The organism is Streptomyces sp. NPDC051561, from assembly GCF_044454195.1.
Lineage (GTDB): Bacteria > Actinomycetota > Actinomycetes > Streptomycetales > Streptomycetaceae > Streptomyces.
The window spans coordinates 13,458-25,257 of the sequence record NZ_JBITDM010000006.1 but is presented as its reverse complement, the minus strand read 5'-3'; the positions used below and the strand labels follow the sequence as shown (position 1 = coordinate 25,257).

The following is an 11,800-nucleotide window of genomic DNA, read 5'->3' as shown; positions in this document are numbered from 1 at the left end:
AATCGCGCGAGGCGCTCTGGCGTGGGGGGCCGGTACACGCGACGCTGGACCGAAGTATCGGGGGGTGCTGCATGGGGTGCAGGGCATGGGTGGCGCGGGTGACACGGGGATCCGTGCTGCGGGCCGTGGGGGCGGGGCTGCTGGCGGTCGGGGTGCTGACGGGTTGCCAGAACTGGGGCGGGGAGCAGGATCCGGAGCAGCAGGCGGACGCCCGGCTGCCGGTCACCCCGTCGGGCTACGGTGCGGTCTTCCTCGACGTACGGGAGTGCAGTTCGTACGGGAAGACGCCGCGCGAGGTCTCCTGTGCGAGCGAACGGGCTGCGGCCCGGGTCACCGCGCGGTACAACGGGCAGCCGGGTGGCGGGAGTTCGTGTCCGGCCGACGCCGACTTCGTACTGCACATCTCGGAGTCCCGGCCCGCCACCGACGAGAACGGCGACGGGCGGGTGCCGCGCGGCTACGCCTGTATGCGCAACCTCCAGGCGCCGCACCCGGGCGACCCCGGTGGCGGCGGCGGCCCGCACACGGTCGTCGGGGACTGTGTGTACAGCGCGGGCGGCGGCCAGGTGAAGGAGACCGCCTGCGACGGATCGGGCGACGAGGCACCGGAGTTCAAGGTCGCCAAGGCGGTCGGCAAACGCACCCAGTGCCCGGCCGCCACCCGGCTGTACGTACGTCTGGACGGGGGGCGGCCGGTGGGGTGCGCCAGCGCGGTGTGAGGGGTCCGGAGTGACGGGTCCGGTGCATCGGCACCGGCCCCCCGCACTACGAACTCCCGCACACCGAGGCGGAGTTACGGCCGCAGCCCGTTCTCCCTGTTCACCTCGGTGACATCCAGCTTCGCGTCGTACGCCGTCAGCCGCTTGGCCTTCGCCGGGTCGGACTGGACCGTCGGGGAGGCGACGCCCGCCCACTTGAGGACCTGGGCGACGGCCGCCGCCTGCTGGCCCGCCGGGAGGCCGGAGATGCGGGCGCCGTGGTTGGCACCCGGGACCGTGTAGACGTGGTTGTCGTTGCGGGCGCCACGCGCGGGGGCGAAGCGCTCGGCACCCCACGGGTCGTTCTGCCCGTACACGAACATCATCTGGCGGGCCTCCCGCTTCACCCAGCGGTCGACGTCGCGCATCGCACCGTCGCCCTGCCAGCGCATCGGGATGTCGCGCGGCACGTAGGCGCGCGGCTTGAAGTAGTCAGGACCCCACTTCATCAGGCCCTTGAGGTGCGGGTACGTGTACGAGGGCGAGCCGAGCTGGGTGCCCGCCTGGTAGTAGTACGGCGCGTAAGGCAGCAGGCCCTGGTCGCTGGAGGAGGAGAAGTCGGACTTCTCGTTCAGGTAGTCGAAGATCTCGTCGTCGGTGGCGGTCTTCGCCACGGGGACGTCCCCGCACTCCTTCTCGGAGCTGTACTGCCAGAAGCCCCAGACGAAGTCGAGAACGGTGTTCTCGTAGCCCTTCTCGACGCTGCCGACGATGGTGAAGGTGGATCCGTTCTCGGCCGCCAGGGCCTTCGCCTTGGCGAGCAGCGGGGTGCGGCGGACCAGGGCCTCGCGCTGGAGGTTGTTCAGCCGGTCGCGGCACTCCTTGGTGGAGACCGTGCGGAAGAAGCGGTCGTACGCCGAGTCCTCGTCGTTGCGTACGTCGTTGGGGGCGACGTACGCGACGACGCCGTCCATGTCGCGCGGGTGGAAGCGCTCGTAGTAGGTGGCGGTCATGCCGCCCTTGGAGCCGCCGGTGGAGAGCCACTTCTTGTTGTAGATCGGCTTCAGCGCGGTGAAGACCCGGTGCTGGTCGTCGGCGGCCTGCTTGATGTCCAGCTTGGACCAGTCGGCGGGCGCGGGGCGCGAGGGGGTGAAGTACCGGTATTCCAGGGAGACCTGGTTGCCGTCGATCAGCGCGGTCGGCTCCGAGCGGCCGGGGTTGGTGGAGACGTTGTAGCCGCCGGTGAAGAAGACCGTGGGGCGGCTGACGTCCTTGTGCAGCAGGGTGATCCGCTGCTGGAAGGTGCCGCGCTCGGGGCGGCGGTGGTCGATCGGCTGGGTGTAGTTGAGGATGAAGTAGCGGTAGCCGGCGTACGGCTTCTCCTCGATCAGGGACATGCCCTTGATGGCGAGGATGCGCTCCTTGATGTCGGCTGCCTGTCCTGCCTCGCCGGCCGGGGCGTCCACCACCTTGCTGTCGGCCACTGCGGGACCGGCTTCCACCGCAGCGGCCGGGCCTATCGCTCCGGCGGTGCCGACCAGCACCGCTCCCGCGAGGATCCCTCTGAACGTCTTGCGCATTCGCCACTCCCCTGTCGGCACACGGACAACAGGAGTGAACCTAATGCTCCCCAATCCCCCTTGTCACCATAGGAATTGGGGCAGGGTCACGAAGGTCCAACGACCTCAGCAGAGAATCCAACCGGACACCGCACTCTTCTGCGCCACCGAACCCTCCACCCGCACGCACCGGTTCAGCGCGAACACCGTCACCGGTCCGGCACGCTGGGTGTACGTCCCGCTGTCCACGGCGGGGCGGCTGCCGCGCGCCTGGACGCTGACTCGCATCTTCTGCCGTGCGCCGGGACGCTTGGCGACGGTCACGGCACAGACGTACTGACGACTCTTGTAGACGCGGACCTCACCGGTCGCGAAGCGGTACGTCTTCACCCATGACCCGGCGCAGCTCGACGCCGCCTCGGCCGCTTGGACCGAGGGGCCGCCGAGGGTCAGCAGTCCGGCCGTGGCCGCCACCGCGAGCGCTCCGGCCATTCTTCGCTTGATCAGTCCCATGGGACGCACCTCTACCCCTCCCACCCCACCGAACACATTTGCCCCTGTTGTCATGGAGATCGTATGTGCGTACGACGCGCGGGAGCGGAAATTGGTTGCACCGGCCACGAGGAGGGGGCGGTGCCCCATGGACACCGCCCCCCTCACCACCGGCTCAGACCGCAGCCGGCTCGTCCTCCCCCACGAAGGTCCGCCACAGCCTGGCGTACTTCCCGTCCAGCGCCAGCAGCTCCTCGTGCGTCCCGTCCTCCGCGACGCGCCCGTGGTCCATCACCACGACCCGGTCGGCGCGGGCCGCCGTGGTCAGCCGGTGGGCGACCACCAGCGTCGTCCGCCGCCCGGTCAGCCGGTCCGTGGCCTGGTTGACCAGCGCCTCGGTGGCCAGGTCGAGCGCGGCCGTCGCCTCGTCAAGCAGCAGCACATCCGGATCCACCAGTTCCGCGCGCGCCAGTGCGATCAGCTGCCGCTGTCCGGCGGAGAGGTTGCGGCCCCGCTCGGTGACCTCGTGCAGATAGCCGCCGTCGAGGGTCGCGATCATGTCGTGCGCCCCGACCGCCCGCGCCGCCGCCTCCACGGCGGCGTCCGTGGCGTCCGGCCGCCCGTAGGCGATGGCGTCGCGGACCGTGCCCGCGAACAGGTACGACTCCTGCGGGACGACGCCCAGCCGGTGCCGGTACGCCGTGATGTCCAGGTCCCGCAGGTCGGCCCCGTCCGCCGTGACCCGGCCCCCGGTGGGGTCGTAGAACCGGGCCACCAGCTTCACCAGCGTGGACTTCCCGGCCCCCGTCTCGCCCACGAAGGCCACCGTCTGACCGGCGGGGATGTGCAGCGAGACATCGGACAGCGCCTCCTCCTCGTCGCCGTACCGGAAGGAGACGTCCTCGAAGGCGATCTCCCCGCGCAGCGACAGCACGTCCTTCGGCGCGTCGGCGCCCGCCGTCGACGTGGGCTCCCGCAGCAGTTCCTGGATCCGCTTCAGCGACACCGTCGCCTGCTGGTAGCCGTCGAAGACCTGGGAGAGCTGCTGCACGGGGGCGAAGAAGAGATCGATGTAGAGCAGGTACGCGACCAGCGCACCGGCCGTCAGCGTCCCGGCCTCGATCCGTCCGGCCCCCACGATCATCACCGCGGCGGCGGCCACCGAGGCCAGCAGCTGCACGAACGGGAAGTACACCGAGATCAGCCACTGGCCGCGCACCCGCGCCTGCCGGTAGCTGCGGCTGTTGGCGGCGAACCGTTCACGGCCCGCCCGCTCCCGCCCGAAGGCCTGCACGATGCGCAGCCCGGCCACCGACTCCTGGAGGTCGGCGTTGACCACACCGACCCGGTCGCGGGCCAGCTCGTACGCCTGGACGCTCTTCCTCCGGAAGAACACGGTGCCGATGATCAGCAGCGGCAGCGTCGCGAAGACGACCAGCGCCAGTTCCACGTCGATGACGATCAGCGCCACCATCACACCCAGGAAGGTCACCACCGAGACGAACGCGGTCACCAGTCCCGTCTGCAGGAAGGTCGACAGCGCGTCCACGTCGGTCGTCATCCGGGTCATGATCCGCCCGGTCAGCTCCCGCTCGTAGTAGTCGAGTCCGAGCCGCTGCAACTGGGCGAAGATCTTCAGCCGGAGCGAGTACAGCACCCGCTCACCGGTCCGCCCGGTCATCCGGGCCTCGTTCACCTGCGCCAGCCACTGCACCCCCACGGCGAGCAGTGCGAGCCCTGCCGCCGTCCACACCGCGCCGAGCGCCAGCTGGGTCACGCCCTCGTCGATGCCGTGCCGGATCAGTACCGGCAGCAGCAGCCCCATCCCCGCGTCGATCGCCACCAGCAACAGGCTGACCAGCAGCGGAAGCCCGAACCCCCGCAGCAGCCTGCGCAGCCCGTAGGAGGTCTCCGGCGCGACGGCACGTGCCTCGTCGATGTCCGGCACCCCGTCGGCGGGCGGCAGGGCCGCCACCTGCGCGAGCAGTTCGGGGGTGGCCGGCATTCCGGGCGCGTGGTCCCGCGCGTTCTTCTCCGGGTCCGACTCGTCCCGTATCCACAGGTCGGGAGTGATCCCGCGCTCGGCGTCGAACTCGGCGTCCAGCTCCGCCTGCACGGACCGGTCGTCCTCGACCGCCGCGGGCCGCTTCGCGGGCGTGTGACCGGGCGATACGCCGCCCAGCTCGTCGGGGTCGGTGAGCAGCCGCCGGTAGAGGGCGGAGCGCCGCTCCAGCTCCTCGTGGGTGCCGATGTCGGCGAGGCGCCCGCCGTCGAGGACGGCGATGCGGTCGGCCAGGTTGAGGGTGGAGCGGCGGTGCGCGATGAGCAGCGTGGTCCGCCCCGCCATCACCGACTTCAGTGCTTCGTGGATCTCGTGCTCGACCCGGGCGTCCACCGCGGAGGTGGCGTCGTCGAGGAGCAGCAGTCGCGGGTCGGTGAGTATCGCCCGGGCCAGTGACAGCCGCTGGCGCTGGCCGCCGGAGAGGGTGAGGCCCTGTTCGCCGACCTTGGTGTCGTAGCCGTGCGGCAGTTCGTCGATGAACCGGTCGGCCTGGGCCGCCCTGGCCGCGGCGTGTATCTGTGCGTCCGTCGCGTCCGGGACCCCGTACGCCAGGTTCGCCCGCACCGTGTCCGAGAACAGGAAGCTGTCCTCGGGCACCATCCCGATGGCGGCCCGCAGCGACTCCAGGGTCAGCTCACGCACATCGTGCCCGCCGACCAGTACGGCGCCGCGTTCCACGTCGTAGAACCTGGGCAGCAGCAGCGAGACGGTCGACTTGCCGCTGCCCGACGACCCGACCAGTGCGACGGTCTCGCCCTCGCGCATCTCCAGCGAGAACCCGTCGAGGACCGGCCGCCCGTCCTCGTACCCGAAGCTCACGTCGTCGAACTCGACGGTCGCCGGAGCGTCATCGGGGAGTTCCTTCGTCCCGTCCTCGATCGAAGGCTCGGTGTCGATCAGCTCCAGCACCCGCTCGACACCCGCCCGCGCCTGCTGCCCCACGGTCAGCACCATCGCGAGCATCCGCACCGGTCCGACGAGCTGTGCGAGGTACGTCGAGAACGCCACGAACGTACCGAGGGTGATCTGCCCCCGGGTCGCCAGCCAGCCGCCCAGCGCCAGCATCGCGACCTGCCCGAGGGCGGGCACGGCCTGGAGTGCGGGCGTGTACCGGGAGTTCAGCCTCACGGTCCGCAGCCGCCCCGCGAAGAGCCGCCGCGACACCTCCCGCAGCTTCCCGGTCTCCTGCTCCTCCTGCCCGAAGCCCTTCACCACCCGCACCCCGGACACGGCCCCGTCGACCACTCCGGCGACGGCGGCGGCCTGCCCCTGGGCGTACCAGGTGGCCGGGAAGAGCTTCTTCTTGCTGGCCCGCGCGATGAACCACAGCGCCGGCGCGACCGCGAGCGCCACCAGTGTCAGCAGCGGCGACAGCCACGCCATGATCACCAGCGAGATCAGGAACAGCAGCACGTTCCCGATGGTCATCGGCAGCATGAACAGCAGGCTCTGGATCAGCTGGAGGTCGCTGGTCGCCCGCCCGACCACCTGCCCGGTGGACAGCTGGTCCTGTCGCCGCCCGTCGAGCCTGGTGATCGTCCCGTACATCTCGGTGCGCAGGTCGTGCTGGACGTCCAGGGCGAGCTTGCCGCCGTAGTACCGGCGTATGTACGTCAGCCCGTACACGACCACGGCCGCGCCTATCAGCAGCCCGGTCCACACGGCCAGCGACCGGGTCCCCTTCCCGATCACGTCGTCGATCACCACCTTGGTGATCAGCGGCACCAGCGCCATGACGGCCATGCCGCCCAGCGACGACCCGAGAGCGAGCAGCACATTGGCCCGGTAACGCCAGGCGTAACCGGACAGCCGCCGGGCCCACCCGGCCCGGCTCTCGCCCTCTCCCACTGCTGACGCCACGTGCTGCCTCCCGATCGTCCCGCTGCTGTGCCGCTGGGGGGAACGCCGTGAGGTGCGGATTTCATCCCGCTGCAATGAATCGGGGGCGTGAAAGGGGGCGCGCGGGGGCCGCGCCGAGTGCCTGGCAGCGGCCCCCGGGATGCCCCGGTGCCTAGCCCTGCGGCGGCAGCGGCGGGATGACTTCCCGCGGGACGGCCGGCGGGACGAAGGTCGGGAGGGGGGTTTCGGAGGTGCGGGACTTGACGGCGGCCGGGTTGAGGTCGCGGTGGATGGCGCGGGAGACGGCCTGGACGGTGTTGACGCCCGTCTGCATGGTCTTGTTGCCGTGACTGAGGACGGTGATCGTGTAGTCGTGGCCCTGGCCGGTGAACGCGCCCAGCGAGTGCACCCGCCAGCCGTTGCTCGCCCGGGGCAGCCAGCCGTTCTTGACGTGCACCCTGGCCTTGCCGGGGGCGCCGGCCGGGGTGCCCCAGCGCTGGGAGGGCACGACGGCGGCCATCCGGTTCAGGATGTACGCCCGGGAGCTGTCGCTCAGGACCTTGTTGCGCAGGGTGAGGGTGGTCAGCAGCTTGCTCTGTTCGGAGGCGTTGACCTGGGTGAGGCCCCAGTAGCCGCCGTAACCCGGCGTGGTGTTCTTCATTCCGGCGGCGCGCAGGAAGCCGTTGATCTTCGCGGTGCCCAGCTGCTTCCACAGGGTGGTGGTCGCCTGGTTGTCCGACTTGGTGATCATGGCGTCGACGAGTTTGCGCTCACGGGCGGTGACGGCCCGGCCGGTCTTCTGCGCGTCCCACATCAGCGCGGACAGCACGGTGACCTTGACGATGCTGGCGGAGTCGAAGGAGTTCCAGGCGCGCAGCGAGCAGTAGGTGCGGGTGGAGTGCTCGTAGACGGTGACCGCGACGGTGCCGGGTCTGCCGCGCAGGGCGGCGGTGATGTCGGCCCTGAGCTTGTTGGCCAGCCCGGCCTTGTTCGAGCTGCAGGCCACCTGGGGTGCGGCGGCGGTCGCTGCGGGCGCGGCGCCGACCAGCGGGAGCAGCACGCCGGCGGCGAGGGCGGAGGCGGTCAGGGCGCGCGGTATTCGCTGGTGGGTGATGCGCTTGTGGGACATGAGTGGTGGGGTCCCCCCGTGAGTACGTGCGTGACGTGGGCGGACGCGGGTGCGCGTGTCCGTCCGCATCAGTTGACTCACGAGAACTCGGATGGTTGTACGAGTGAGGCACTGGTGATCGCCACCACGGCCGGCCCGCCCGCAGCGAGCGCCTTCCTCAGCGCCTCGGCCTGCCCCGCCGCTTCCGCCCGGACCACCACAACGCCCGCTTCCGCCGCCGCCTCCGCCAGCTCGGACTCCGACGGCGCGTCCACCACCAGCCACACCACCGCAAGCCCCAGCTCCCGTGCGGTGGCCAGCTCCCGCACGCTGGACGGGGTGACGCCCGAGACCGCGAGCACCGCAGTGTCCGGGTCCGCCGTCGCCGCACCGAGGGCCGCCGGGAGGGCGTAACCCGTGGCGCCGGACTGGGGTGCGTGCAGGGTGTTGGGGTGGCGGGGGTGGAAGTCCGCCGCGGGGCTGTCCCAGAAGACGAGAGTGCGGGGCGGCAGGGCCTGGCGGAGGAGCGCGGCGAGGCCTTCGGTGCGGAGGGCGGGCGGAGGCAGGTGGTCCGTTCGCGCGGTTTCCCGTACGGCTGCCGCTGCTTCCCGTGCGGCCGCACCCGTCTCCCGTACGGCTGCGGCCCCTGCTTCCCGCACCCCGGCCGTCTCCAGCAGTGCCGTCAGCGCCAGCCGTGCGTCCGCGTGGATGCCGAGCGCCGGTGCGTGGCGGGCCTCCAGGCGGGCCGGGTCGGCGTCGATCTGGATGAGCCTGGCGGGCGGGGTGAAGTCGAGATCCGCGAGGGTCGTGCCGACCAGGAGGAGGACGTCCGCCGACTCCAGGAGGGCGGCGGTGACGGGGCGGGCCCCGGCGAAGGTGCCCGCGCCGCCGAGGGTGGTGGCGACGGGGGCGGTCAGCCGGGCGGCCAGCGCCTTCACCTTGCCGGCCGCATCGGAGCGGGTCGCTCCGCCACCGGTGACGATCAGTGGCGCGGCCGCCGTCTCCAGCCAGTGGGCGGCCAGGGCGGTCAGCTCGGGGCGCGGGGGCAGTTCGTGCGGGAGTACGTCGGGGGCGTTGACCTCGGGCAGCAGGGTCTCCCCCGCCAGTGCCGCCGGGTCCAGTTCCAGCCACACCGGACCGTGCGGGGCGGTCAGCGCCGCCTCCCAGGCCTCGGCCACGGCGGTGGGGATCCGGGACGGGGTCCGGGCCTCGTGCACCGCCTTCACGTCCGCGCCGGCCGCCGGCCCGGTGGCCAGCACGATCAGCGGCGCCGATGCGGACAGCGCCTCTCGCAGCACCGCCGGATCCAGTCCCTCCGGGGCCAGCAGCGCCGCAGCCTCCCCGGTCACCCGCCCGAATCCGTCAGCCGCGTGGCCCGCACCCGTGGAGGTGGCGAACCCGGTCCACGCGGTGAGAGCCGACCGGCGTACGGCCGCGGACAGGGCATCCGTGGCGTCCGCCCCGAGCGTCCCGAAGACCGTGGTCACGCCCAGCCCGCGCAGCGTTTCCACGACCAGATCCCCGCCCGTGCGCCCGGGTGGCGGCGCCAGTGCGGCCGTCTTCTGGGCGTCGGTGGGGGTGAGGACCAGGTCGTGGTCGTGTGTCACTTCGCGCGTGCCTCGGCAATCTGGCGGGACATGATCGTCGTCAGCTCGTACGCCGTGTGGGACGCGGCGACGGAGGTGATCTCGGCGTGATCGTACGCGGGCGCCACCTCGACCACATCCGCGGAGACCAGGTTGCAGGCGGACAGCCCGCGGATGATTTCGAGCAGCTCACGGGAGGTGAGGCCGCCGGCCTCGGGGGTGCCGGTGCCGGGCGCGTGGGCCGGGTCGAGCACGTCGATGTCGATGGAGATGTAGAGCGGGCGGTCCCCGATGCGCTGGCGCAGCTGGTCGGCGACCTCGTCCACCCCGCGCCGCATGACGTCGGCCGAGGTCACGATGCCGAAGCCCATCTTGGCGTCGTCGGTCAGGTCCTGCTTGCCGTACAGCGGGCCGCGGGTGCCCACGTGGGAGAGCGCCTCGGTGTCGAGGATGCCCTCCTCGACGGCCCGGCGGAACGGGGTGCCGTGGGTGTACTCGGCACCGAAGTAGGTGTCCCAGGTGTCCAGGTGGGCGTCGAAGTGGAGCAGCGCGACCGGGCCGTGCTTCTTGGCCACTGACCGCAGCAGCGGCAGCGCGATGGTGTGGTCGCCGCCCAGCGTCATCAGCCGGGCGCCGTTGCCGAGCAGGTCGTCGGCGGCCGCCTCGATGGTGTCGACGGCCTCGTTGATGTTGAACGGGTTCGCGGCGATGTCACCGGCGTCCGCGACCTGCGCGAGCGCGAACGGGGAGGCGTCCTGGGCCGGGTTGTACGGGCGCAGCAGCCGCGAGGCCTCGCGGATCGCGTTGCCGCCGAAGCGGGCGCCGGGGCGGTAGGAGACACCCGTGTCGAAGGGGACACCGACGACCGCGACATCCGTACGCCCGCCGACCTCGTCCAGGCGGGGCAGCCGGGCGAACGTCGCCGGTCCGGCGTACCGGGGGACGCGGGACGAGTCGATGGGGCCACGGGGCTCGGCGGAGGGAGTGTTCATGCCGTCGAGCGTAGGCAGAGCTGCGGATTCCGCACATGTACGGAAGCGATGAGGCGGGCGGGGCATTTGGCCGCGGCGGACAGGTCCCGGCGCACCGGCCGCCTCCCCCGCGCCCCCCGGACTTCCGGTCACCTGCCGCTTCCACCGGCGCCGGGTGTGGTCCCTCCAACACCGCACTCCTCTGGACACCCCAGTGACCGGCCGGTAACTTTTGCCGGGTATCTGTCTGAGCAAGCGCTTAGCCGCGCCGCGCTCGGCGGCGAACAGGATTCAGGACTCGCAGAGGGAGCGTCACGTGCGCCGTACCGTATTCAACGAGGACCACGAGGCGTTCCGGGAGACCCTCCGAGCCTTCATCGAGGCCGAGGTCGTCCCCGTCTACGACGAGTGGTTCGCCGCCGGCCAGGCGCCGCGCGAGTTCTACTACAAGCTCGGCGAGCTGGGCGTCTTCGGCATCAACGTGCCCGAGGAGTTCGGTGGCGCGGGCCTGGAGTCGCACAAGTTCGAGGCCGTCCTGTACGAGGAGACCTCCCGAGCGGGTGTGAACCTCGGCGGCTCCGGCGTGCACGTCCTGCTGGGCCTCCCGTACATCAAGATGCTCGCCACCGACGAGCAGAAGAAGCGCTACCTCGAAAAGTTCTGCACCGGCGAGGAGATGTGGGCGCTCGCCATGACCGAGCCGGGCACCGGCTCCGACGTCGCGGGCATGAAGACCACCGCCAAGCTCTCCGAGGACGGCACCCACTACGTCCTCAACGGCGCGAAGACCTTCATCACCGGCGGCGTGCACGCCGACCGTGTGATCGTCTGCGCCCGTACCGCCGCGCCCCGCGAGGACGACCGCCGCTTCGGCATCTCGCTGTTCGCCGTGGACACCAAGCTGGAGGGCTACTCGGTCGGCCGCAAGCTCGACAAGCTGGGCCTGCGCACCTCCGACACCGCCGAGCTCGCCTTCGTCGACGTGAAGGTCCCCGTCGAGGACCTCCTCGGCGAGGAGAACAAGGGCTTCGGCTACCTCGGCCACAACCTGGCCTCCGAGCGCTGGGGCATCGCGTTCGGCGCGTACGCCCAGGCCAAGGCCGCCATCCGGTTCACCAAGAGTTACGTCCAGGACCGCACGGTCTTCGGCAAGCCGGTCGCCGCCTTCCAGAACACCAAGTTCGAACTGGCCGCCTGCCAGGCCGAGGTGGACGCCGCCGAGGCCGTGGTCGACCGCGCCACCGAGGCCCTGGACGCCGGTGAGCTGACCGCCGCCGAGGCCGCTTCCGCGAAGCTGTTCTGCACCGAGGTCGCGCACCGCGTGATCGACAAGTGCCTCCAGCTGCACGGCGGCTACGGCTTCATGAACGAGTACCCGATCGCCCGCCTGTACGCCGACAACCGCGTGAACCGCATCTACGGCGGCACCAGCGAGGTCATGAAGATGATCATCGCCAAGAACATGGGCCTGTAGCACCCACCTGC

At 71.2% G+C, this 11,800-nt stretch carries 8 protein-coding genes; 2 read left to right on the top strand and 6 right to left on the bottom strand.

Annotated features, from left to right (window positions below; genetic code table 11):
• The first annotated feature begins 71 nt into the window (after positions 1-71).
• Positions 72-719: a hypothetical protein gene (locus ACIA73_RS15890; protein ID WP_399439082.1), complete on the top strand. Its 648-nt coding sequence runs from the start codon at positions 72-74 to the stop codon at positions 717-719.
• A gap of 74 nt (positions 720-793) precedes the next feature.
• Here the strand turns inward: ACIA73_RS15890 and ACIA73_RS15885 are convergent, their stop codons facing one another.
• From ACIA73_RS15885 to speB, 6 genes are all read right to left on the bottom strand, one after another.
• Positions 794-2,278 carry a S28 family serine protease gene (locus ACIA73_RS15885; protein ID WP_399439080.1) on the bottom strand — a complete coding sequence of 495 codons (1,485 nt, stop codon included), beginning with the start codon at positions 2,276-2,278 and terminating at the stop codon, positions 794-796.
• 105 nt (positions 2,279-2,383) lie between these two features.
• Complete coding sequence (locus ACIA73_RS15880; protein ID WP_399439079.1) at positions 2,384-2,770, bottom strand: hypothetical protein; 387 nt, start codon at positions 2,768-2,770, stop codon at positions 2,384-2,386.
• Positions 2,771-2,924: 154 nt separating this feature from the next.
• Positions 2,925-6,671: an ABC transporter ATP-binding protein gene (locus tag ACIA73_RS15875; protein WP_399439078.1), complete on the bottom strand. Its 3,747-nt coding sequence runs from the start codon at positions 6,669-6,671 to the stop codon at positions 2,925-2,927.
• Between the two features lie 151 nt (positions 6,672-6,822).
• Positions 6,823-7,779 carry a serine hydrolase gene (locus tag ACIA73_RS15870; protein ID WP_399439077.1) on the bottom strand — a complete coding sequence of 319 codons (957 nt, stop codon included), beginning with the start codon at positions 7,777-7,779 and terminating at the stop codon, positions 6,823-6,825.
• A gap of 77 nt (positions 7,780-7,856) precedes the next feature.
• On the bottom strand, positions 7,857-9,365 hold the full coding sequence (locus ACIA73_RS15865; RefSeq protein ID WP_399439076.1) for a thiamine pyrophosphate-binding protein: 1,509 nt from the start codon (positions 9,363-9,365) through the stop codon (positions 7,857-7,859).
• On the bottom strand, positions 9,362-10,336 hold the full coding sequence (speB, locus tag ACIA73_RS15860; protein WP_399439075.1) for an agmatinase: 975 nt from the start codon (positions 10,334-10,336) through the stop codon (positions 9,362-9,364). The genes ACIA73_RS15865 and speB overlap by 4 nt, the downstream gene beginning before the upstream one ends.
• 295 nt (positions 10,337-10,631) lie before the next feature.
• Between speB and ACIA73_RS15855 the strand changes: the two genes are divergently transcribed.
• Entirely contained in the window at positions 10,632-11,789 is a 1,158-nt protein-coding gene (locus tag ACIA73_RS15855) for an acyl-CoA dehydrogenase family protein (RefSeq protein WP_399439074.1), read from the top strand.
• Positions 11,790-11,800: the final 11 nt, after the last annotated feature.

Excerpts from the sequence above, each read along its gene's own strand:
- ACIA73_RS15890 (WP_399439082.1), top strand. The coding sequence starts at position 72 with ATGGGGTGCAGGGCATGGGTGGCGCGGGTGACACGGGGATCCGTGCTG.
- ACIA73_RS15880 (WP_399439079.1), bottom strand. The coding sequence starts at position 2,770 with ATGGGACTGATCAAGCGAAGAATGGCCGGAGCGCTCGCGGTGGCGGCC.
- ACIA73_RS15885 (WP_399439080.1), bottom strand. The coding sequence starts at position 2,278 with ATGCGCAAGACGTTCAGAGGGATCCTCGCGGGAGCGGTGCTGGTCGGC.
- ACIA73_RS15870 (WP_399439077.1), bottom strand. The coding sequence starts at position 7,779 with ATGTCCCACAAGCGCATCACCCACCAGCGAATACCGCGCGCCCTGACC.
- speB (WP_399439075.1), bottom strand. The coding sequence starts at position 10,336 with ATGAACACTCCCTCCGCCGAGCCCCGTGGCCCCATCGACTCGTCCCGC.